This is a genomic window from Caminibacter profundus, from assembly GCF_054657155.1.
Genome location: NZ_BAAHXC010000001.1, coordinates 1,035,345 through 1,058,754, shown reverse-complemented (window position 1 = coordinate 1,058,754; position 23,410 = coordinate 1,035,345). Strand labels below are relative to the sequence as shown.

Here is a 23,410-nt window from a genome sequence, read left to right as displayed (position 1 = left end):
CTATTTTTCATTTGTCCAAAGTGAGACACTAAAATTTTTAACAAAGCTTAGTTTATGAGCCTTTATTATAAAGTGTCTCAATTTTGTTTTATTTAAACTTTCCATAAACTTCATAAACTTAAATTTTTTAAGGTATACTTTATTCCATTCTTTTTTATAGTCAAGATTATTTATAATAGAATTTGCTAAAATTTTAGCAGATTTCATTGCATAATAAATTCCTTCAAAAGAAAGTGGCATAACTTGTCCTGCTGCATCTCCTACAAAGTAGATATTGTCTTTTTGAATAATTATATTTTCTTGCCAAGTTGGTATAAAATAGCCTTTTGGTTTTATATTAACATTTAAATATTTACATAAATTTTCAAAACTTTTTGCATCAACACTTCCAATATGAGTTAAATTTTCGTGTGGAAAAGCCCATCCATAATATATTCCCCCAAGTTTTCTGTCAAAGAAAAATTCACATGTATTAGTTTTATATGTATTAACTTTTGCATAATGTGTTATAGTTTTTGGTACTGGTGGAAGGTTTAAGGCTTTTCTAACCGAGGAATTTACTCCATCAGCTGCTATTAAAATATCAAAATCAAATAAAACTTTTTGATTATTAATATAAATTACAGCTTTTTTATTTTCAAATTTTTTAAATTTACCAAAATAAAGTTCGACACCTTCTTTTTTAGCCAATTGTCTTAAATATGAATCAAATTCTTCTCTTTTTACTAAACTTAAGTTTTTGCCTTTTAGAGGGATAGTTATTTTTTCATTTTTATAAACTATTTGAACTTTATCTAATAGATGTTCTATTAAAGAAGTATCTAAATTAAATTCGTCAAATATCCAATTTTTTACTCCTCCTCCACATGGTTTATCCCAATTTTTATCTTGGATTAAAGTTACATCAAATTTTTTTGTTAAGAGCCTTGCAGCTGTGGCTCCAGCAGGGCCTCCCCCTATGACTAAAATTTTCATTCTCTATCCTTTTTATAATTAAAAGGAAGCTCTTTATTGTTTTTTGGTTTTACTTTAATTAGAGCTATTACACCACTTTTATATAGCATATCAAAGTTTAATCCATTAAGATTTGTAACTTTTGTAAGGACAATATCACCTGGCTTTGGAGTTCTTTTTTCTACTAGCATTTTTGCATATACGTTAAATGAAGGAGTATTTAAGCGATACATTACTACTTTTTTAATATTATGTTTTTTTACATAATTTGCAGCTTCTTTTACTGGAATTGCTCTAACATGAGCATAAATCCAGCCAATATAATTTAAAATAATTGTCATAGAGAACCCTAAAATAATTGCTTTTATTTCTTTAGTAAACTTAAAAATTGATAAAAATAAAAGAGTTAACAAAACAGCAAAATAAGTTTTATTAAATAAGGGTAAAAGAGTGATAACTGCTGTTTTTGTAAAGTCATCAAACATTCCTATATTTTTTTGTAAAAAGAAAGGAATACTAATTAAAATAATTAAAAATAAAATAATAGGAAGTGAGAGTAAAAATTCACTTTTTATCTCTTTAAATGCCAAAGCCATAAAAATAAATAAAGGTGTATAACCATAAATTACGTAATGAGGTAGTTTTGTACCAGATAATGAAAAGAAAATAAATACAAATATAAACCATATAGATCCAAATAAAATAAAATCATCTTTTTGTTTTAAATAATTTTTTAGGTTTGTTAAATATTTAATAAAAACGCTAGTCCAAGGGAGTAATCCTATTAAAATAACTGGAATATAATATATTATACTTCCTTTGTGTTTTTCAAAACTAGTTTCAAATCTTGCAAGATTGTGTTTTAGAAAAAAACCTTCAATAAACTTATTACCTTGGTCTAAATATTCTAAAATATACCAAGGAAGGGCTATTAGAGAAAAAATTATAATACCAATTGGATTGAATAAGTCTTTTAAGAAACTTTTAAAAGTTTTTTTTATTATAGAATAAAAAAAATAAGTAGCAAGAGGAATTAAAATAGCTATTGGACCTTTTGTTAAAAACCCAAATCCTATAAATGTAAAAGCAAAATAAAGGTATTTTTTTTGATTATTTTTTATATAAATAAAAAGGCTAAACATTGAAAAAGCTATAAACATATTAAGTAAGCTATCAGCTATTGCAGCTTTAGCTATAAGACCTATTTGAAGTGCTGTTACCATAAAAAATGAAGCAAAAATAGCGGTTTTTTCTTCATAAAGTTTTCTTGTAAAAAGATAAATTCCAAGGGCCCAAAAAGTAGCGGCTATGCTACTAGGCAATCTAAAAGCAAATTCATTTATACCAAAAATACTAACACTTATAGCTTGAAGCCAATATATTAAAATAGGCTTATCAAATCTAAGTTCTCCATTTAAATAGGTAGTGATAAAATTATGATTAATAAGCATTTCTCTTGTAGCTTCACTAAATGCACCTTCGTCTAGATTAAAAAGAGGAGTTAAAGTTAAGGAGAGATAAAAATTAATTAAAATAGCTACAAAAAGAAAAATTTTAAGGGTTTTAATAGACATAAAAAGCCTTTTTTGAAATTATACTGGAAAAACCCTTATTTTGTCATTATCAAGTCTTTTTCTAAGTGTTTCTTCAATAGCAAAAAGTGTTGCACCTCCAGCACTGCTACAAGCAGCACACGCACCACCATATCTTATAAATACATGAGTTTCATTGTTTTGTGCATCTTTTACATCAATAACTTCTGCATATCCTCCATCAAATGCAAGCATTGGTAAAATATCTTTTTTTAATACCTCTTCTATTGCCTTTGTTTTTTCTTCTTGGCTTAAGTTTTCAAATTTTTTTTCCATTATTTCCCTTTTTTATTGAATATAGCTAAAATTTTATTAAATATCAAGTTTATTAGTCGACTATTTTAGTAAAATAATGAGGGGAGTAATGCAAAGAGTTTTAAAATACAAAGTAGTAAGTAATGGAGATTTATTGTTTGTCAAAAGAGACTTGAATAATTATACCAATTCTAATATAGTCATAGTTTTTAAATAGAAGTATATGCTTTTTGGAATTGGTATTACGTCTGTTGGAATTAATGATTCATTTGAATCATTGATTCAAAGAGTTGATGAAGCATTGTATGAAGCAAAGAGTAAAGGTAGAAATAGGGTAGAGTATAGATAGTTACTCAAAAAATATTCCAAACCTTTTAGGTCCGTGTGCTCCAAATACTAAAAAACTTTCAACATCAGCAGTTTTGCTAGGACCTGATATAAAAACACCAGGAGTATCAATTAAGTCCATTGCTTCATGCATTGTTGCAACTATTTTTTTAGGCATTTTAACAACTACATTTTCGCTTAAAAAGAGTTTATCTGTATATTCACTAACCCAAACAGCTCCATTTTCAGCTACTCCAAAATGAGCATTAGTAACATACCAGTTATTAGGAATCTCTTCTAAAACCTCTCCACCAGCAAGTTTTAGATTTTCTATAAATTTTTGGAACTTATTTAGAACTTGGCTACTCATTTTATAAACCTCTCTTTTGGAATTAGTGGCATTGCTTTATATTTTGACCATTCTTTAATCGCATATTCAAGTATAGGTTTTGGAGTTAGTCTAAGTATAGTGCTAAATAGTTTAAACATTTTAGGCGAATGCATTGCTTTTTCTGCAATTTTACTTGGAACTTGGAACTTGGAACTTGGAATCTCATTTACATACCGTCTCATATTCACAAGCTGTTTGTTAAAAGGTATTTTAACGGGACATACCATATCACAACTTCCACAAAGTGTGCAAACAAAAGGTAAATCAGCAAACTCTTCTTTATTAACAAGAGGTGCTAATAAACTTCCAATTGGTCCTGGAATTATATATCTATATGAGTGCCCTCCGCTTCTTCTAAATACAGGGCATGTAGTAAGACAAGCACTACATCTTATACATTTTAATGTTTCTTTAAATTCTGTGTTTAATCTATCGAATCTTCCATTATCTACTAAAATAATTACTCTTTTTCCATTATTTTTTTTACCAAAAATTGAAGTATAAGTAGTGATTTTTTGTCCAGTTGCATTGCGTGCGAGCATTCTTAAAAATACTCCTAAATCTTGCATACTGGGTACAATTTTTTCTATACCAACGCTTATTATGTGAAGTTTTGGTAAAATTGCTCCTAGATCAGCATTTCCCTCATTAGTACAAACTACTGCCCATCCTCTATTTGCTACTAGGAAATTCGCTCCACTAATTCCTACATCTGCACTAAGAAATTCTTCTCTTAAAAGCTTTCTCATCTTATGAGTTAGAAAAGTAGGGTCTGTATTATCTTCACCTAAGATCTCAGCTACATCTTCTTTTGTAGTATGAATCGCAGGCAAAACTATGTGAGATGGTTTTTCACCTCTTAATTGAACTATTCTCTCTCCTAAATCAGTATCAATTACTTCAATGCCTTCTTTTTCTAAAAATTCATTAAGTCCACACTCTTCCGTTAACATTGATTTTGATTTGACTACTTTTTTAGCGTTTATTTCTTTAAGAAGATCAAAAATTATTTTATTATGTTCTGTTGCATCTTTTGCAAAAAAAATTTCAATTCCCTCTTTTTTAGTATTTGTAATAAATTCATCTACTAATTCTTTTAAGTTGTTAATTACATAGTCTTTAATACTGCTTGCTTGATCTCTTAAACTTTCCCATTCATCCACTTCTTTTATTGCTTTGTCTCTTTTTTGTCTAATTGTCCATAGTGCCTTATCGTGTCTTGGACCTTGCTTTTTATAGAACTTTATAGCTAATTCATAGTGTTTCATCCAAACACTCCCAAATTATCTCACTAATATGTTTAATCTCAATTTTATCACCATCTTTTTTAGCAATAGACTCTAAATGCATAAGACAAGAAAAATCTACTCCTGTAATAACTTCTGCACCGGTTTTTATTAAATCATCAAGCTTACTTCTGCCCATTATATAGCTAATAAAGCCTTCTTTAAGACTAAATACTCCACCAAATCCACAACACTCATCTCTTTTACTTTCAAGTATTTCTCCACCAAGGACAGTTTTTACTTTATTAAAATATGGAATGTTTAGCTCACTAGGGGAGCCTTCTGATAAATGCTTTAAGCTATGACAAGAGTTATGAAGGGCTATTTTTTTTGGATAATTTTTTGCTATATTTTTTACTTGCAAAATATCATGTAAAAATTCAACTAATTCATATATTTTCTTGCTAGTTTCTAAATTTTGACTTTTTATAGTTGAGGTACAGCTACTTGAGGGAGAGACTATATAATCATAACTTTTGAATATTTCATTAAACTCTTGAGGAAGAGTAGTAGGCTGACCTGAATTAATAAAAGGTTGGCCACAACAAGTTTGTTCTCTTGGAACAACTACTTCTAGATTATAATGTCTAAGAATCAAAAGAGTTTTTTTTGCAATTTCTGGATTTAGTTCGTTTATATAGCAAGGCACATGAAGAGCTATTTTCATAAAAAACCTCCAAAAGAGGAATTAATCCATATCGTTTGGATCAAGAGGAGGTCTATTGTCTTTTGGAGTTACAAGCCAGAAGTGTCTAACTTCGCTTCTAAAATTATCTAGAATAAACTTAGCTTTTTTGCTTCCGGTTGCATTATAGTATTCAATAAGTCTTTTTTTAAGATATAGTTTTGGTTTTTCATTTTCATCTATATCAATTCTTCTAATTTCAATAAGTTCAGGATTGATTTTATCAATAAATTCATGTTCTTTGTCATATACGAACGCAACACCACCTGTCATACCGGCACCGAAATTTATACCTGTTTTTCCTAAAATTATTACCTCACCACCTGTCATGTATTCGCAAGGATGATCTCCTGTGCCTTCTACAACTGCAACAGCACCAGAGTTTCTAACAGCAAATCTCTCACCAACTTCTCCAGCTATAAAAAGTTTTCCACCAGTTGCACCATATAGACATGTATTACCAGCAGCTGAACCAGGTCTTTGCGGAATTATTATAATTTTTCCTCCAGCCATTCCTTTTCCAACATAATCATTAGCAACACCTCTTAGTTCAAGTGTCATACCACGAGATAAAAATACTCCAAAGCTTTGTCCAGCAATACCTGTAAGTTTATAAACAATACTATCCTCTTCTAATCCCTTATCACCATAGTATTTTGCAATAACACCGCTTGTTAGAGCACCAAAACTTCTGTTTAGATTATTTATTTTCGCTTTTACAACAGATTTATGATTTGGATTTTTAATAGTTTCCATTACTTGTTTTAGCAATTCTTTTTCGAATTCATTTTTATCAAATGGTTCGTTTTCTTTTTGTTTTGTATTAGAACCCTCTGTATGTTCAAATAGTTTAGTAAAGTCAAATTTTTGGGTCTTATTAGTATTTTTTACGTTAAGTAAATCATTTCTTCCAATAATTTCTTCTAGTGATTTGTATCCCATTTTTGCTAAATATTCTCTTACATCTTCAGCAAGAAAGTTTAAGTAGTTCATAACTTTTTCAACTGCACCTTTAAATTTAGTTCTATATTCTTCATCTTGAGTTGTGATTCCTACAGGACATTTATTTGTTTGACAGCTTCTACAGAATATACATCTAACTGCCATAAGAAGACTTGTTCCAAATGCATAATACTCAGCTCCAAGAAGTGCTGCAATTATTACATCTCTTCCAACTTTAAGTCCACCATCGGTTTCTAAACTTACAAAGTTTCTTAAGTGATTTTGCTTTAATGAATTGTGTGCTTCAATAAGACCAAGTTCCCATGGGTTTCCTGCGTGGCGAATTGATGTTATAGCAGCTGCTCCTGTACCACCTTCACTTCCACTTATTACAATATGGTCAGCATATGCTTTAGCGACTCCTGCTGCTATTGTTCCAACTCCAGCAGTTGATACTAGTTTTACACTGATTTTTGCTTCAGGATTAATTTGTTTTAAGTCAAAAATAAGTTGAGCTAAATCTTCAATTGAATAAATATCATGATGAGGTGGAGGTGAAATTAGTGTTTTTCCAGGAGTAGTGTGACGAAGTTTTGCAATATAAGTTGTAACTTTAAATCCAGGAAGCTGTCCACCTTCACCTGGTTTTGCTCCTTGAGCAACTTTGATTTGAATTTCCTCTGCATTTACTAAATACTCAGGTGTTACTCCAAATCTACCTGAAGCTACTTGACGAATTTTAGATTGTTTTATTGTTTTATTTCTAACTTTATCTTCACCACCTTCACCTGAGTTACTTCTAGCTCCAAGTCTATTTAGAGCTTCAGCTAAAACTTCATGAGCTTCTTTACTTAGTGCTCCAATACTCATTGCAGCACCAACAAATCTTTTAATAATATTTTCACGAGGTTCTACTTCATCAATTGAAATAGGGTTTCTATCAGATTTAATATCAAGGAAATCTCTAATATAAGTAGGTTTTCTATTTTCTACTAAAGTTTTAAAAGCTTCATAATCTTCTTTTTTCCCTTCAAGCATTTTTGCAAATGCACGTGTAACTTCAGGTGAAATTTCATGATATTCTTCATTTTTTCTGAATTTATATATACCACCAGCTATTAATTTATCTTCTTTGAATGCTTCTTGGTGTTTTTTGTTAATTTTTTCTTCTATATCTTCATAGTCTAGACCTGGAAGAAGAGTTTTACTTCCTATAAAGCATTCATCTCTTAAAGTTTCACTAAGACCAATAATGTCAAAAAGCGCTGAGTTTCTATAACTCGCAACAGTTGAAATACCCATTTTTGACATAATTTTAAGTAATCCTTTATTTAGTGCACTATGTACATTAAATAGAGCATCATCTCTGTTTATATTCATATCTTCACATAGAGTACATACAGTTTTAAATAGAAGGTAAGGGTAAATTGCACTTGCTCCGTATGCTATCATTACAGCAGCATCGTGAGGTGTAATAACTTCACAAGTTTCAGCTACAATGCTTGTTAAATGTCTTACTTTATTATCAAGAAGTTTTTTATGAAGTCTTCCTATTACCATTGTCATAGGAATTGATTTATATTCTTTATTTATATTGTAGTCTTGTAAAAATATAATTCTAACACCTTTTTTTACATCATCTACTATCTTGTCAGTTAAGTTTTCTAAAGCTTCTTTTAAATTTTCTTTATATGCAGTTGAGTAGCTTGCGTTTTTATAATCTTTTTCAAATCTAGGAGATTCTTCATCACCAAAACTTTTAAGCACTTCAAGTTTTGTTTGAGTTAAAATAGGTGTTGTAGTTTTTATTCTTTTAGCATGTTCTGGTGCTTCGTCAAGTATATTATGAACTTCACCAAAACCAGTATTAAGGCTCATAACAATTTTTTCTCTTAATGGATCAATTGGTGGATTTGTAACTTGAGCAAACTTTTGTCTAAAGAAATCATTAAAGCTTCTAAATGGATAATCACTAAAACAAGCAAGTGGTGTATCATCTCCCATAGAGCCAGTTGGTTCTTTTGCATCTTCAATCATTGGTTTTATTATAGTATTGATAACTTCTTTTGTAATACCAGCATATCTTTGTTTATATATTAAATCATCAACTTCTATTTTTTTATCAATGGCATATGGGTTTTCAATATATTCTTGTAAGTAAACCATATTTTCATTTAGCCATTTTGTATATGGATTACTTGATTTTAGATAATCATGAATATCTTTATTTTTAAGAACTATTCCAAACTTTGTATCAACTCCAATCATTTGTCCTGATTGAAGTCTGCCTCTTTCTATTACTTCTTCATTATCTGCAATATCTAAAACTCCATATTCACTTGCAATTAGTATATTGTTGTCTTTTGTAATGATGTATTTTGCAGGTCTAAGTCCATTTCTATCAAGTACTACTGCTATATATCTTCCATCACTTACACTAACAGCTGCTGGACCATCCCATGCCTCAAAACGAGTTGAAAAGTATTCATAAAATGCTTTAAGTTCACTATCAAGATATGGAGCATTTTGCCAAGGCATAGGAATAAGAGCACGAACAGCTTTAAAAAAGTCCATACCATTCATAATTAAAAATTCCATCATTCTATCAAGAGAGCTTGAATCACTTTCATCAAATTTAATAATAGGTAAAAGTCTATCTAGTTCTTCTTTTGAGAATATTGGAGATTTTAAAGATTCACTTTTTATTAAAGCGTTAATTCTGTTTGCTTGAATTGAATTAATTTCTCCATTGTGTGCAATAAATCTAAATGGTTGAGCTAATCTCCACTCAGGAAGAGTATTTGTTGAAAATCTTTGATGAAACAGTGCAAAGTAGACTTTAAAATCTTTATCAGCAAGATCTGGATAAAATTCTTTAATATGATTAGGCATAAGTAGCCCTTTGTAGGCTACCTTTTTGCTTGAAAATGTTGGAATATAAAAATCTTTATCTTCAATTGCATTTTCAATCTCTTTTCTTGTAAGATATAAAAGTTCTTCAAATCTTCTAGTAGCAATTATTGAGTTTGGAACTATAAATGCATGATAAATTTTTGGAAGTGTTTTTAGGGCAAATTCACCTAAAGCGTTAGTATTAATAGGTACTTCTCTCCATAAAACTACTTTTAAATCGTTTTTTTCTGAAAATTCTTCTACTATTTTTTTATGATTTTCATTTTTTAAAAAAATTACACCTATACCAAATTGTTCAGGTAAATCAACTCCATAAGAGTTTGCAACCTTTCTAAAGAAATCTTTTGGAAGAGAAAATAAAAGTCCACTACCATCACCTGATTTACCATCAGCTGCAATTGCACCTCTATGCATCATTCTTTCAAGTGCTGTAAGTGCATCATTTACCATTTTGTGAGTCGGGAGTCCCTTGATATTTGCTATTACACCAAAACCACAATTATCTTTAAAATCAATCATTTTTGACATATTATTCCTTTAAGAGGTTATTAATCCTATTTTACAAATAGTCAAATTATATCAAAAAAATCTTAATGTTAAATTTAGGTATAATTATGAAATGAGAGGATTTATATTAAAAACTATAAAAGTTAGAGAAGAAGATTTAATTGTTAAGATTTTGACAAAAAATGAAGTTTTAACACTTTATAGATTTTATGGTGCGAGACATTCTTATATAAATGTAGGTTATTTAATTGATTTTATTGTAGAAGAAACTCCAAAGGCTACTATAAAAAGATTAAGAAATGTTACTCAAATACCATTTGATTTTTTGTTTGATCTAAAGAGGCTACTTTATTATAAAAATTTTATAAGTTTATTAGAAAAGCATTTATTTGATGTTACTAAGCTTGATAGTTTTTATTATGAACTGTTACAAGAAATTACACAAAAAATTTCTAAAAGAGATGCAAAAAGACTTTTAATTGAAAGTTATGTAAAATTACTTGAAAAAGAAGGAAGACTTCATAAAGAAAAGATATGTTTTTTATGTGAAAATCAAATTACAAATAAAATAGCTTTAGCTAGGGCTTTTTTACCAGCTCATGAAAATTGTATATATGAAAATGGATTTTGTCAAGAAAAAATAGATTTGTTATTTAACGAAAAAAAAAGTCTACTTTTTAGTGATAATGAAATAGAAAAACTTTGGAAGATAATAAATTTAGGATTTTAAAGGAAAGCTATGAGAAAAGTATTAATAGTTGGTGCCGGGATTATAGGGATGACGTTAGCTTATGAGTGGAGGAAAAAGTATCCAAATGATGAAATAACAATAATTGACAAAGAAGTTCATGAAGCATTTCATGCAAGTGGTAAAAATAGTGGAGTTTTACATGCAGGATTTTATTACAATACTGATTCTTTAAAAGCAAAGCTTACAGCTGAAGGTAATAAACTCATAAAAGAGTTTTGCAAGGTTCATCATATCAACGTAAATGAAACAGGCAAACTAGTAGTTGCAAAAAATGAAGATGAAGTTCAAACTTTATTTGAACTTGCAAAAAGAAGTATTGCTAATAATGCTGGGGCATATATTGTTACTGAAAAAGAAGTCGAAAAAATTGATCCAAATGCAAAAACTTATAAATATGCTCTTTTTTCTCCAAATACAGCAACAGTTGATCCAAAAGTTGTATGTAGAGTATTAAGAAATGAACTTGAAAAAAGTGGAGTAAAATTTATTTTTAATATGCCTTTTGAAAAATATCAAGAAAGCTATGACTTTTTAATAAATGCAGCAGGTCTTTATGCTGATAAAATAGCTCACAAATTTGGAGTGGGACTTGAATATACAATGCTCCCATTTAAAGGACTTTATAGAAAATACTTAGGTCCTGATAAAATAAAAACTCAAATATATCCGGTCCCAAATATCAAAAACCCATTTTTAGGAGTTCATTTTACTCTTATGGCTGATAATACTATTAAAATAGGACCAACAGCAATTCCTGCTTTTTGGAGAGAAAATTATACTGGATTTAATAGATTCAAATTAGATGAATTTTTAGAAATTTTAAGTTTAGAAGCAAAACTTTTCTTTACAAATGCATTTGGATTTAGAGATTTAGCAATGTATGAGATGAAATATTATATACCAGAAAATCTTGTAAACGAAGCTAAAAAGCTTGTTAAAAAACTTAGAGGAGAATTTAAACCTATGACTCCTGGAATTAGGGCACAGTTACTTAATAAAAATACTTTAGAATTAGTTATGGACTTTTTGGTAGAAAAAAAAGAAAATCAAATTCATATATTAAATGCAGTGTCTCCTGCATTTACAGCTAGTTTTGCATTTAGTAAATATATTTTAAAGGAGTTAGATGAAAGTAGCAATGTTAATAAAAGATAAGGAAATATCGGATTATCCAGCTGATTTATTAATTGATGGTAAAGTTTTACCTAGTTTTAATTTGGAATTTGAAGTGGAAGTTAATAATATTGATTTATTGATAGGAAAATCTCTTCCAAGTAGTTTGATTAAAAAATTAAGAGCTAAGGGAGTTACTTTTTTTAAAGTTAACTCCATTGAAGAGATAGATGGTCTATCTTTAAATGTAAAACTCCCACAAGATATAAAAATAAAAAGAGGAGCTGGTTGTGGGTTACGCTTAACTATTTAATAATTATTGTTTTAATCTCCGTAAACTCTTCAATAGCATATTTAGCTCCTTCTCTTCCGATTCCAGAGAATTTCATTCCTCCATATGGTTGGATATCAAATCTAAGAGTTGGAATATCATTAATTATAACTCCACCTGCTTCAAAATCATCAATTGCTTTTTGCATTAAGTCGATTCTGTTTGTAAAGATTGAGTATTGGAGGCCGTATAGGGAATTATTCATTTTCTCTACCGCTTCTTTGAAACTACTAACTTTTACAAGGCTAACAATTGGAGCAAATACTTCTTCACAAACTATTTTCATATCATCAGTAACATCTGCTAAAATTGTTGGAGCTAAAATATTTCCATTTCTCTCTCCTCCAGCAATTATTCTTGCTCCCTCACTCACAGCCGATTTTATCCAATTCTCAGCCCTAATAGCTGCTTCTTCGCTAATTAGTGGTCCCATAAATGTATCTTCTTCAAAAGGACTTCCTACTTTTAGTTTGCTTGCTTCCTCTCCTAGCTTAGCTGCAAATTCTTCATAAATTTTTTCATCTACATATATTCTTTGTAAACTTATACAAACTTGTCCACTATTTGCAAATGCTCCAATTGCACATCTACTTGCAGCTAAATCTATATCAGCTGTGCTTTCTACAAAAGTTGCTGCATTTCCACCAAGTTCGAGTGATATCTTTTTAATTCCTGCATTTTGAGTAATAATTTTTCCAACAGGCACACTTCCAGTAAAACTAATTACTCTAGGAATTGAGCTTTTTACAAGTGTGCTTCCTACATCAGCATCACCATATACTACACTTAATGCATCAGGGATAGCATATTCGCTTGTTACAAAAAGTTTAGCAAATGCGTAGGCTGTATATGGAGCTTCAGGAGTTGGTTTTAGAACAACACTATTTCCCGCTAGTAAAGCTGGTGCAATTTTATGTGCCACTAAATTTAATGGAAAGTTAAATGGTGTAATTGCTATAACAACTCCAGCTGGTACTCTTTTATAAAAAGATGTAGTTTTAGCTCCGCTAGGAGTAGCATCAGTTGGGATTGTTTCACCTAAAATATGATATCCCTCAGCTGCACATATTCTTAAATTTTCTATACATCTATTAACTTCGATTCTAGATTGAGAAATAGGTTTGGCAACTTCAAGGGTTATGAATTTTGCAAATTCTTCTTTTTTTGCTTCTAATTTATTTGCTACATCTTCTATCCATTTAATTCTTTGATAAAGAGGAGAAGATTTTGTTTTCTCAAAAGCTTTTTGTGCAGTCTCAAGAGCTTTTTGTGCATCTTCTACTGAACATTTAACATATCTAGTTGTTACTTCTTTTGTATAAGGATTTGTAATTTCTCCAAGTTCTCCATCAAATTCTTCTGAGCCTATTAATTTTTTTGCTATTAATTTGTTTTTCGTTTCTATACCAAAAATTTCTAAAAATTTTTCAGGAATTAATCCCATTTTATCTCCTTAAAAGCTTTTTATAGTAATGATAACAAAATTTTGCTAAAATTCTTGATAAAAAAGGGAAATTATGAATGAAGCTAAATATATATGGATAGATGGTGAATTTATTCCTTGGAATGAAGCAAAAGTTCATGTATTAACTCATACACTTCATTATGGGAACGGTGTATTTGAAGGGACTAGAGCATATCAAACAGAAGATGGACTTGCAATTTTTAGACTTCATGACCATACAAGAAGACTAATTAATTCAGCAAAAATCGTAAAAATTGATGTACCTTTTTCTCAAGAAGAATTAGAAGAAGCTCAAATTAATCTGCTTAGAAAAAATGAGTTTAGTGGAAATGTATATATTAGACCTTTAGTATTCTTAGGATATGGAAAAATGGGGCTTTATCATATTGGAGCACCTGTACATGTAGCAATTGCTGCTTGGGAGTGGGGTGCATATTTAGGTGAAGATGGACTTGAAAATGGAATTAGAGTTAAGATCTCTTCAATTGTAAGAAATCCTGTAAAATCAACTTTTGGAAAAGCAAAAGCTGTAGCAAATTATTTAAATTCTCAAATGGCAAAATATGAAGCAATTGAATGTGGATATGAAGAAGCATTAATGCTAGATGATGACGGATTTGTGGCTGAGGGAAGTGGAGAATGTTTCTTTATTGTTAGAGATGGAGTTTTAATTACACCTCCAAATGATAATTCGCTTGAATCAATTACACAAGCTACTGTTTTAGAAATTGCAAAAGAAAGAGGTATTCCTGTTGAGAGAAGAAGAATTACTAGAGATGAAGTTTATATTGCAGAAGAAGCATTTTTCACAGGAACAGCTGCTGAAGTAACACCTATTAGAGAAGTTGATGGAAGAATTATAGGAGATGGAAAAAGAGGTCCTATTACAAAAGAACTTCAAGAAGCTTATTTTGATGTAGTTTATGGAAGAGATAAGAATTATAAACATTATTTAACTTATATTTAATTAAACTAAGACATTATTTGTATTAAAAAAAGGAAATTTATGCCAGCAGATTTAAATGGATGGAATAATAAAAACTCAACTAAATTTGAATCTCCAAAATTTGAGCCTCCAAAGTTTATAAAAAATGGAGGAAACTTTTTAATTGCTATTATTGGTATTATTTTTTTAGTGTTTTTATTTAAACCTTGGGTTATTATCAATGAAGGAGAAGTTGGTATTTTATCAACTACAGGTAAATTTTCTGAAAGACCACTAAAACCTGGTCTTCATTTTTATTTTCCATTAGTTCAAAAAGTTATTGTTGTAGATACTAAAGTACATATGATAAGCTATAAAAGAAACCCTGAAATCGGGACTATGCCAGATAGATATGGTACTATTAGATTATATCCGGCAATAAATGTTCTTGACGCAAGAGGACTACCAATTACTGTTGAGTTGTCTGTTAGTTATAGGTTAAATCCAGATAAAGCAGCATATGTTGTTAAAACTTATGGGCTAAATTGGGAGGATAAGATTATAAATCCAATAGTAAGAGATGTAGTGAGAAATGTTATTGGAAAGTATCCAGCAGAAGAATTGCCAATTAGAAGAAATGAGATAGCCACAAGAATTGAAAGTCAGGTTAGAGAACATTTGAGTAAGATACCAAATCAACCTGTAATTTTTGAAAGTTTTCAGTTAAGAGATATAGTATTGCCTGAAAATATTAAAAAACAAATTGAAAGAGTTCAAATTGCAAAACAAGAAGCTGAAAGAGCAAAATATGAGGTATTAAGAGCTAAACAAGAAGCTGAAAAGAAAGCTGCAATTGCAAAAGGTATAGCAGAAGCAAAAAAAATTGAAGCTCAAGGTAAGGCTGATGCTATGCTTATAGAAGCAAAAGCTCAGGCTCAAGCAAACTTAGAAATTGCAAAATCGATTACACCAAACCTTTTAAAATTAAAACAAATTGAAGTTCAAAACAAATTTAATGAAGCTCTAAAACAAAATCCAAATGCAAAAATATTTTTAACACCTGGTGGAGTTGTTCCAAACTTATGGATGAATGTAAATGATGAAAAAAAAGCAATAACAATCCAAAAATAGGGGAGTTTTATGATAGATTTTGAAAAAAATGGGGGACTTGTCCCTGTTATTGTTCAGGATTTTGATACTAATGAAGTATTAATGCTTGCATATATGAATAAAGAAGCTTTGAAACTAACTCAAACAACTGGGTATGCTCATTATTTTTCTAGATCTAGAAATAAAATATGGAAAAAAGGTGAAAGTAGTGGTAATACACAAGAAGTTAAAGAAATTTTAATAGATTGTGATAATGATACGCTTTTATTAAAAGTTAAGCAAAATGGAGTGGCTTGTCATACAGGTAGAAAATCTTGTTTTTTTACGAATTTAAAAACAGAAGAAATTATTATAGACAAAGAAAAAGAAATAGAGTATAATTTCATAGATAAGCTGTATCATACACTGCTTGATAGAAAAAATGCAGATCCAAAAACTTCATATGTTTCTTCGCTTTATCACAAAGGTGAAAACTCATTCCTCAAAAAAGTAGCTGAAGAAGCGGCGGAGTTTTGTTTTGCAGTTAAAGATAACGAAAAAGATGAAATTATTTATGAAGCCGCAGATTTAGCCTTTCATACTTTAATAGCTTTAGCTTCAAAAAATATCCATCCAGAGGCTATTTTAGAAGAGCTTAAAAGAAGAGAAGGAATTAGCGGTATTGAAGAAAAGAAAAATCGTAAAGAAAAATAAATTTTTGTCGATTTAAAAAATAAAAAGAGGTTGAAATGCTTTTACCTTATTTTACTTTTCTTCATTGGCTTACAATTGCCTTTTTTTTAATTTTATTTATATTTTTAACAATACTTTCTATTAGAGCAGCAACAAAAAGTACAAAGTTACTTTTAAGTATGATAATTGCTTCTTTTTTAGTAACTACATTTGGTGCAGTAATTGGGCTTGTTATATTGGAAAAATATACAAAAAAAGCGAAACTGCTCAATGTATCTCAAAGAAGAGTGCTTATCAACGAAACGTTAGTATTAAAAGGTAGGGTTAAAAATATAGGTAAGTTTAAGATTAATTATTGTAAACTTGAAGTGAAATTAGTTAATAATGGATGGGGTGGAGGATTTACAAAAGGTACTTTTTTTAAACCAGGAGGATTGGATTTATTTGGAAGTAAAGATAAAAAAGATTCTCGTCCAAATGTAGTAAAAGCTACTAGGGTTATAATCAAAGATGGACTATATCCTGGAGAGATTAAAAATTTTTCAGTGGTAGTACCTTATCCTCCATATTTTAAAAATACTTACCTCAATTATAAACTCTACTGCCACTAATAAAATTACCTAGTTTTAGGTTCTAAGTGTTAGAAAAATAAAAAAGATAATATAAGGGAAAATAATGACATTTAATGAATTTAATTTAAAAAGAGAAATCTTAAGAAGATTAGAAGAGATTGGTTTTGAGAAACCATCTCCAATTCAAGAAAAAGCAATACCTGTAGTTTTAGAAGGACGAGATGTTGTAGCACAAGCTCAGACTGGTACAGGAAAGACAGCTGCTTTTGCACTTCCAATTTTATCTAAAATGCAAAAGGGAGAGAAAGCTCTTGTAATTACACCAACACGTGAACTTGCTATTCAAGTAAGTGAGGAAGTTTTTAGATTTGGTAAATATCTTGGAGTTCATACGGCAACTGTTTATGGAGGAAGTAGTTATTCAAGACAAATTAAACATATACAAAATTCAGAATTTATAATAGCAACTCCTGGAAGACTTCTTGATCTGCTAAAATCTGGCAAAATTGATATAGCACCTAGTTTTATTATTTTAGATGAAGCAGATGAAATGCTTGATATGGGATTTTTAGATGATATAAAAGAAATTTTTAAATTTATTCCAAGCGATAGACAAACTTTACTTTTTAGTGCTACTATGCCAGCTCCAATTAAAGAACTTGCAAAGTCAATTTTAAAAGAACCTGAGTTTATTACAATTACTAAAAAGCAAGTGACTAATGAAAATATAAAAGAATATTTTTATGTAATTGATGAACATGAGAGAAAAGACGCATTAATAAGACTTATTGATTATAAAAATCCTAGTAAGTCAATTGTATTTTGTAGAACTAAAAAAGATGTTGATGATATAGCAGAGTTTTTGGCAGGAGCTGGATTTGATGCAAAAGGTCTTCATGGAGATATGGACCAAAGAAAAAGAGAAGAAGTAATTAGAAGTTTTAAAAATGATAAAATTGAAATACTTGTAGCAACTGATGTTGCGGCAAGAGGACTTGATGTAAATAATGTAACTCATGTATTTAATTATCATCTTCCACTTGATCCTGAAAGTTATGTACATAGAATTGGAAGAACTGGAAGAGCTGGAAAAGATGGAATGGCAATATCTCTTGTTACACCTCATGAATTTAGAGCGCTTAGTAGAATTCAAAAAATTTCAAAAATAGTTCTTAAAGAAATACCAAGTCTTGAAGATGTAAAAGATAAAGAGATACAAAAAATTCTTGAAAAATTGTCACTAATTGAGCCAACACCAAAATCAATTGAAATAATTGAGGAGCTTCAAAACGAGTATGATTTATTAACAATAGCAACAAAGCTTGCTACCATGATGTTTAGTAAAGAAGCTGATGGTAAAGAGAGAATAGGAAAAAGTATTAAAGAAGCAAAGAGATTAATTGAAAGAGATAGAGAATTTAGCAGAAGAAACTCAAGAAAAAAAAGTAGAAATTTTAGAAAAAGAAGATAAAATTAAGAGTTTCTTTTTAATACGTGTTTGTCAAGAATGACACATCCAAATATTCCTTGAAAAACTTTTATTTCATTTAAAGTTCCAATAACTTCAACTTCAACTTTTCTTTTTTCTCTCATTAATATTTGTCCATTAAACTCAACTATATCCCCAACTTTAACTGGAGCCATAAATTCACAATTACTAGATCTAACTAAAACTACATAAGGTTCATTTACACTTGCCATTGCACAAAAATCAGCAGCTGAGAATGTAAACCCTCCATGTACTAAACCTTCTTCATCAACAGCCATATCTTCTGTAGTCTCAAGTACTACTTTTGCTCCATTTTCTGTAATTTCAATTAGTCTTCCAAACTTTGGATTAAACTTAAGATGTGTTTTTAATTCAGTTTTTTTTTCTGTCATGTTACTCCTTTAGTAATTTTTCAGTAATTAAATCTATATCCTTTTGAATTATTAAAGGATTAAATTTTTTCATGAAAGGGTCTGAAATTTTATAATAACTATCATCAAAAACATTAATTGCCCAAGTATATCGTATTTTGTTTTGTTCTAGATAAAATTTATTTAATAAAAAATCATTTATCATACCAAGTTTACTACTAAATATCATAAAAAGTTTAGCATTAAATAATTTTATAAAATCTATCATATATAGGTTATTATTAATTGGTACTAAAAGTCCACCAGCTCCTTCAATTAATAGTATATCGCATAAAGGTTTAATCTTTAAAAAAGCTTTTTTTATTTTTTCTATATCAACATCTCCTGCAACAAAAGGCGCAGCAGGGAGTTTATGTTGAATAGGTACTATATCATTTAATGAAAGAACATTTAGTTTAGGATTATATTTTTTTGCCGTTTCAAATAATAATTCTCCATCTTTAGGAATTTTTTCGACGCCAGTTTCTATTGGCTTTAAAACTGCTACTTTATATCCTTTTTTTGAGAAAGTTTCTATAAGTTTTAAAGTACTGTAGGTTTTACCGCACTCTGTATTATTTGCTGAAATGAAAATATTCATTAATTCTCCTTTGGCAGTATATAGCTTGGATAATAATTTATAGAATGAAACACTTTTCTTTTGTATTTGATTGCATAAATATTTATTAATAGTTTTTGTAAGATAGGAGCAATTGATGGATAAAACCATGCCATATTACTTAAAGCTATAACATAATTGGCATTTAATTTATATAAATTTTCAATGGTCGCTTCATAACATATTGCATTTATAAATTTAATATTTTTTATTTTAAATGTTGAAAAGGTTTTACTAGTTTTATAATCACTTGCACCTTTAAAGAAAATCTGATTTATTTCTTTTTCAAAAAAAGGAAGTGGTATATACTCTCCAAAAGGTACTAATTTATGTTTATCGACAATTTTTATATTTCCATTTTCAAATATATATGTTGAGTTGTAAAATTTATAATTTTTTAAATGAAGAGCTCCTGTTATTATTGTTATTTTTTTGGATAAAGTTTTTAATTTTTTGAGTAATTCAGGATATTTGTTTAAAAAAATAGGAAAGGCGCTCTCAGGCAAAATTACTACATCATATTTTCTTATTGAGTTTTTTATATATTTGAAATTATTTTCAATTTCTTTTGGTATATATTTTGGGTCCCATTTTTTGTCTTGAGGAATATAAGTAGTTATTAATTTTATTTTTAGTGGAGGGTGTTTTATTTTAGGATTTGGAAAAAAAAGAGGAATTATAAGTAAAACTAATGAAATGACTTTATGTTTAATAAGTGATGCTAGTATAATAAAAAAAAGAGTTATTTTATAAGGTAGATATAGTGAGTTTGAAATAATTACTTCTGGTTTTAACCAGTCAAAAGTAAAAGGAGAAATATAATCAAAACCAAATATTAAAAAAATAGACCAAAACAGCTTATTTAATGAAAAGTTAAAAGTGATAAGTGAAAAGTTGTAGTTAAATATATTAAATAGTTTGTTAATTGACCAAAAGATTATCCCATAGCCAAAACCGATTAGAAAAATTATAAAAGGGATTAAGTAAGAGAGATTATAATATCTGAAACTAAGTCCAATCCACCAAAACCAAAAAACTCCTATAAAAAAACCTGTCTGAAAAAAAGAGTGTTTTACATTTAAAAAATAAAAAATTGCTATAATAGCAGATATAGTATTTATTGTGCGTATTAAAATATTATCTCCAAAAATGCTCAAATAAATGGGTAGTGAAAAAAGAATTGCTAGTTTTAATGAATTTGTGTTAAAATATCGCTTAAAAAAGGATTGCCATGAATTTTTTATACGCTGAAGGGACTGCTGCTGCTGGTCAACCAAGTTTACTTGCATCATTATTACCTCTTATTATTTTATTTGCAGTTTTTTATTTTCTTGTAATTTTACCACAACAAAGACAAGCAAAAAAGCATAAACAAATGGTAGAAGCTCTTAAAAAAGGTGATAAAATTGTAACAACTGGTGGAATTATTGCTGAAGTTGTAAAAAATGAACCTGAATTTATTAAAGCAAAAATAGCTGATAATGTTGAGGTAAAGATTGATAAATCTGCCGTAGCAAGAAAGCTAAATGATGAAAAAGCTTAATTATAGACTTATTATTTTTCTTCTTGCTACTTTTTTTGGTATAGCCTTTTCGATACCTTCTTTTATTGGAAAGCAACCTCGTGTAAATTTAGGACTTGATCTTCAGGGTGGAATGTATTTAGTTTTAGGTGTAAAACAAGATGAAGCTATTAAAAACAAAATAAAAACGATAGCATCTACAGTTAAATACATTAGTGAAAAAAAAGAATTATTTATCGATAATTTAAAAATAGAAAACAAAAAAATAACTTTTGAGCTTATTGATAAAGATGATGAAAAAAAAATGGATGAAGAACTTAAAAGTATTTCTGGAATTGAAATTAAAAAATTACCAAAAAATGGAAGTATTGAGTATATTATAACTTTATCTCCTAGTGAAATTCAGAAAACAAAAGAAGATGCTATAAAGCTTGCTGTACAGACTATTAGAAGCAGGCTTGATGCATTTGGTCTTGCTGAGCCTAGTGTTACAAGACAGGGAAAAGATAAAATAGTAGTAGAACTTCCTGGTATCAAAACTGAAAAAGAAAAACAAAATATTAAAAAACTAATTTCATCTGCTGCACACTTGGAGCTATATCTTGTAGATGAGGAACACCGTGCAACTACACCTGAGGAAGCTAAAAAGTATGGTGATATTTTATTACCTGATAAAGATAATCCAAAAAGACTTTGGCTTCTTAAAACACCACCAGTACTTGATGGAAGTATGATTATTAATGCAACTGTCGGATTTACTCAAAAAACAAATCAACCTGCAATATTTTTTACGCTAAATAGCGAGGGAGCAAGAATTTTTGGAGATGTAACTGGTAAAAATGTTGGAAAAAGGTTAGCTATTGTAGTTGATAATAGAGTATATTCAGCTCCAACTATTCAAGAGAGAATTGGAGGAGGAAGCGGACAGATAACTGTTGGAAGTCCTGATGAAGCTCATATTTTAGCGATTGCTCTTAGAAGTGGTTCACTCCCTGCACCGGTAGTTTTGCTTGAGCAAAGAAGCGTTGGAGCAAGTCTTGGAGCTGATAGTATTAGGAATTCTATGATTGCTTTAATTTCAGGATTTGTGATAGTAGTTTTATTTATGGCTTGGTATTATAAAACAGCTGGAATTATTGCTGATATAGCTCTAATTACAAATTTATTTTTGATATTATCAATAATGGCTCTTTTTGGAGCGACTTTAACTCTTCCTGGAATGGCAGGAATTGTTTTAACTGTTGGTATGGCAGTTGATGCGAATGTTATTATAAATGAAAGAATAAGAGAATTAATTCGTGAAGGAAAGCCAATACGCCAGGCAATTGAAGGTGGATATAAAAATGCAATGAGTGCAATTTTGGATGCAAATATTACAACTTTGATTGCAGCAGTTGCTCTTTTTGCATATGGGACTGGTACTATTAAAGGTTTTGCAATTACAATGGCAATCGGAATAATGGCTAGTATGTTAACTGCAATTCTAGGAACTCATGGTATTTGGGAATTTTTATTATCATCTGGTAAAAAAATAACTCCTAAGTATTTTGGAATGAAGGTATAAAATGGAATTTTTTAGTTCAAATAAGATTTATGATTTTATGGGAAAAAGAAAGATATTTATTTCAATTTCGCTATTTTTAATAGTCTTAAGCATTTTTTCTATTTTTGCAAAGGGATTTAATTGGGGTATTGATTTTAAAGGTGGAATTGAAATACAAGTAAGATTTGAAAAAGCTGTAAATATAGCAGAAGTTAGAAAGTTAATAAATAAAAAATTTGATGGGGCGAATATTACTACATTTGGCTCTGATAAAGAGATTTTAATAAGACTTAATGTAGATAAAGTTAGTGGCAATGTACAAAAATCTATTGGAGAAGAAGTTAAAGCACTTATAAAACCTTTAGGTAAAGTTGAAATTAGAAGAGTAGATATAGTTGGAGCTAAAGTTGGAAATGAGTTAAAAGAAAAAGGTCTAAAGGCTCTTATCTTTGCAATAATAGGAATATTAATATATGTTTCGTTTCGATTTGAATGGCGATTTGCTGTTGCTAGTGTTTTAGCGCTAATGCATGATACTATTATTTCTCTTGGTGCTGTTAGTGCTTTTCATATAGAAGTAAATCTTGATGTATTAGCTGCTATTTTGACATTAATGGGTTATTCGCTTAATGATACAATTGTTGTATTTGATAGAATAAGAGAAGAGGTTAAAACTTCAAAAATTAAAGATTTAGCAACACTTATAAATATAGCAATATCAAAGACTCTTAGCAGAACTGTTTTAACTTCACTTACAACATTTTTTGTAGTTCTTACTTTATTTTTATTTGGTGGAGAGATTATAAAGCCATTTAGCTTTACACTTTTAGTAGGTATTATAGTAGGTACTTATTCATCAATATTTATTGCATCTCCTTTACTTATTTGGTTAGGGTTTAAAATAGACGATTATAGAAAAAAACTAGCTGAAAAAGAAAGAATAAGAAAAGAAAAAGAAAAAATGAGGCAGGTGTATCAAGGGGGAGTGGTATAAAATTGAGAATGAAGAATTGAGAATGCAACAGCCAGACATATA

Annotated in this window: 23 protein-coding genes; 12 read left to right on the top strand and 11 right to left on the bottom strand. The window is 29.3% G+C overall.

The window, feature by feature from the left end; all coding sequences use genetic code 11:
* The 3 genes from ACYQ1U_RS05670 to ACYQ1U_RS05660 are packed head-to-tail and all read right to left on the bottom strand — an operon-like array spanning position 1 to position 2,822.
* Positions 1-975, bottom strand: a complete 975-nt coding sequence (locus tag ACYQ1U_RS05670) for an FAD-dependent monooxygenase (protein WP_459885213.1) — start codon at positions 973-975, stop codon at positions 1-3.
* Positions 972-2,528, bottom strand: coding sequence for an ArnT family glycosyltransferase (locus ACYQ1U_RS05665; protein ID WP_459885211.1), 1,557 nt, complete (start codon positions 2,526-2,528; stop codon positions 972-974). Before ACYQ1U_RS05665 ends, ACYQ1U_RS05670 begins: the two co-directional genes overlap by 4 nt.
* An 18-nt stretch (positions 2,529-2,546) precedes the next feature.
* Positions 2,547-2,822: a NifU family protein gene (locus tag ACYQ1U_RS05660; RefSeq protein ID WP_459885209.1), complete on the bottom strand. Its 276-nt coding sequence runs from the start codon at positions 2,820-2,822 to the stop codon at positions 2,547-2,549.
* A 202-nt stretch (positions 2,823-3,024) separates the two neighbouring features.
* Between ACYQ1U_RS05660 and ACYQ1U_RS05655 the strand changes: the two genes are divergently transcribed.
* Positions 3,025-3,150, top strand: a complete 126-nt coding sequence (locus ACYQ1U_RS05655; protein ID WP_459885207.1) for a diguanylate cyclase domain-containing protein — start codon at positions 3,025-3,027, stop codon at positions 3,148-3,150.
* Here ACYQ1U_RS05655 and ACYQ1U_RS05650 read toward each other — a convergent pair whose 3' ends face one another.
* The 4 genes from ACYQ1U_RS05650 to gltB are packed head-to-tail and all read right to left on the bottom strand — an operon-like array spanning position 3,151 to position 9,873.
* Positions 3,151-3,498 (bottom strand): LUD domain-containing protein, encoded by a 348-nt coding sequence (locus ACYQ1U_RS05650; RefSeq protein ID WP_459885205.1) that lies wholly within the window; start codon positions 3,496-3,498, stop codon positions 3,151-3,153.
* The gene (locus tag ACYQ1U_RS05645) at positions 3,495-4,787 is read right to left on the bottom strand and encodes a lactate utilization protein B (RefSeq protein WP_459885203.1); all 1,293 of its coding nucleotides are present in this window, start codon (positions 4,785-4,787) and stop codon (positions 3,495-3,497) included. The genes ACYQ1U_RS05650 and ACYQ1U_RS05645 overlap by 4 nt, the downstream gene beginning before the upstream one ends.
* Positions 4,774-5,472, bottom strand: a complete 699-nt coding sequence (locus tag ACYQ1U_RS05640) for a (Fe-S)-binding protein (RefSeq protein WP_459885201.1) — start codon at positions 5,470-5,472, stop codon at positions 4,774-4,776. The genes ACYQ1U_RS05645 and ACYQ1U_RS05640 overlap by 14 nt, the downstream gene beginning before the upstream one ends.
* A gap of 21 nt (positions 5,473-5,493) precedes the next feature.
* Positions 5,494-9,873 carry a glutamate synthase large subunit gene (gene gltB / locus ACYQ1U_RS05635; protein ID WP_459885199.1) on the bottom strand — a complete coding sequence of 1,460 codons (4,380 nt, stop codon included), beginning with the start codon at positions 9,871-9,873 and terminating at the stop codon, positions 5,494-5,496.
* A gap of 91 nt (positions 9,874-9,964) precedes the next feature.
* Between gltB and recO the strand changes: the two genes are divergently transcribed.
* The 3 genes from recO to ACYQ1U_RS05620 are packed head-to-tail and all read left to right on the top strand — an operon-like array spanning position 9,965 to position 12,029.
* Positions 9,965-10,582 (top strand): recombination protein RecO, encoded by a 618-nt coding sequence (gene recO, locus ACYQ1U_RS05630; protein ID WP_459885197.1) that lies wholly within the window; start codon positions 9,965-9,967, stop codon positions 10,580-10,582.
* A 9-nt stretch (positions 10,583-10,591) separates the two neighbouring features.
* On the top strand, positions 10,592-11,758 hold the full coding sequence (locus ACYQ1U_RS05625; RefSeq protein ID WP_459885195.1) for an NAD(P)/FAD-dependent oxidoreductase: 1,167 nt from the start codon (positions 10,592-10,594) through the stop codon (positions 11,756-11,758).
* Complete coding sequence (locus tag ACYQ1U_RS05620) at positions 11,730-12,029, top strand: hypothetical protein (protein ID WP_459885193.1); 300 nt, start codon at positions 11,730-11,732, stop codon at positions 12,027-12,029. Before ACYQ1U_RS05625 ends, ACYQ1U_RS05620 begins: the two co-directional genes overlap by 29 nt.
* Here ACYQ1U_RS05620 and ACYQ1U_RS05615 read toward each other — a convergent pair.
* A complete protein-coding gene (locus tag ACYQ1U_RS05615) occupies positions 12,022-13,491 on the bottom strand; it encodes an aldehyde dehydrogenase family protein (protein ID WP_459885191.1) in 1,470 nt (489 codons plus the stop codon). The two genes, ACYQ1U_RS05620 and ACYQ1U_RS05615, sit on opposite strands and share 8 nt — an antisense overlap.
* 73 nt (positions 13,492-13,564) lie before the next feature.
* Here ACYQ1U_RS05615 and ACYQ1U_RS05610 point away from each other — a divergent pair, with 73 nt between their 5' ends.
* The 5 genes from ACYQ1U_RS05610 to ACYQ1U_RS05590 all read left to right on the top strand — a co-directional run bounded on the left by ACYQ1U_RS05610 (position 13,565) and on the right by ACYQ1U_RS05590 (position 18,262).
* A complete protein-coding gene (locus ACYQ1U_RS05610; RefSeq protein ID WP_459885189.1) occupies positions 13,565-14,479 on the top strand; it encodes a branched-chain amino acid transaminase in 915 nt (304 codons plus the stop codon).
* A gap of 39 nt (positions 14,480-14,518) precedes the next feature.
* Entirely contained in the window at positions 14,519-15,568 is a 1,050-nt protein-coding gene (locus tag ACYQ1U_RS05605; RefSeq protein ID WP_459885187.1) for an SPFH domain-containing protein, read from the top strand.
* A gap of 9 nt (positions 15,569-15,577) precedes the next feature.
* Complete coding sequence (hisIE, locus tag ACYQ1U_RS05600) at positions 15,578-16,240, top strand: bifunctional phosphoribosyl-AMP cyclohydrolase/phosphoribosyl-ATP diphosphatase HisIE (protein ID WP_459885185.1); 663 nt, start codon at positions 15,578-15,580, stop codon at positions 16,238-16,240.
* A gap of 35 nt (positions 16,241-16,275) precedes the next feature.
* Positions 16,276-16,830 (top strand): DUF2393 family protein, encoded by a 555-nt coding sequence (locus ACYQ1U_RS05595; protein ID WP_459885183.1) that lies wholly within the window; start codon positions 16,276-16,278, stop codon positions 16,828-16,830.
* A gap of 64 nt (positions 16,831-16,894) precedes the next feature.
* Positions 16,895-18,262 (top strand): DEAD/DEAH box helicase, encoded by a 1,368-nt coding sequence (locus ACYQ1U_RS05590; RefSeq protein WP_459885181.1) that lies wholly within the window; start codon positions 16,895-16,897, stop codon positions 18,260-18,262.
* A 2-nt stretch (positions 18,263-18,264) separates the two neighbouring features.
* On the opposite strand, the gene ACYQ1U_RS05585 is transcribed toward ACYQ1U_RS05590, so the two are convergent.
* Genes ACYQ1U_RS05585 through ACYQ1U_RS05575 form a run of 3 tightly spaced genes read right to left on the bottom strand, consistent with a single transcriptional unit; the run spans position 18,265 to position 20,598 of the window.
* Complete coding sequence (locus ACYQ1U_RS05585; protein ID WP_459885179.1) at positions 18,265-18,672, bottom strand: hotdog domain-containing protein; 408 nt, start codon at positions 18,670-18,672, stop codon at positions 18,265-18,267.
* A gap of 1 nt (position 18,673) precedes the next feature.
* Positions 18,674-19,291: a dethiobiotin synthase gene (bioD, locus tag ACYQ1U_RS05580; protein ID WP_459885177.1), complete on the bottom strand. Its 618-nt coding sequence runs from the start codon at positions 19,289-19,291 to the stop codon at positions 18,674-18,676.
* Complete coding sequence (locus tag ACYQ1U_RS05575; RefSeq protein ID WP_459885175.1) at positions 19,291-20,598, bottom strand: apolipoprotein N-acyltransferase; 1,308 nt, start codon at positions 20,596-20,598, stop codon at positions 19,291-19,293. The genes bioD and ACYQ1U_RS05575 overlap by 1 nt, the downstream gene beginning before the upstream one ends.
* Here ACYQ1U_RS05575 and yajC point away from each other — a divergent pair.
* Genes yajC through secF form a run of 3 tightly spaced genes read left to right on the top strand, consistent with a single transcriptional unit; the run spans position 20,541 to position 23,368 of the window.
* Complete coding sequence (gene yajC, locus ACYQ1U_RS05570) at positions 20,541-20,852, top strand: preprotein translocase subunit YajC (RefSeq protein WP_459885173.1); 312 nt, start codon at positions 20,541-20,543, stop codon at positions 20,850-20,852. The genes ACYQ1U_RS05575 and yajC overlap by 58 nt on opposite strands.
* Positions 20,839-22,395 carry a protein translocase subunit SecD gene (gene secD / locus ACYQ1U_RS05565; protein ID WP_459885171.1) on the top strand — a complete coding sequence of 519 codons (1,557 nt, stop codon included), beginning with the start codon at positions 20,839-20,841 and terminating at the stop codon, positions 22,393-22,395. The genes yajC and secD overlap by 14 nt, the downstream gene beginning before the upstream one ends.
* Before the next feature lies 1 nt (position 22,396).
* Positions 22,397-23,368 carry a protein translocase subunit SecF gene (gene secF / locus ACYQ1U_RS05560; RefSeq protein WP_459885169.1) on the top strand — a complete coding sequence of 324 codons (972 nt, stop codon included), beginning with the start codon at positions 22,397-22,399 and terminating at the stop codon, positions 23,366-23,368.
* Positions 23,369-23,410 lie beyond the last annotated feature (42 nt).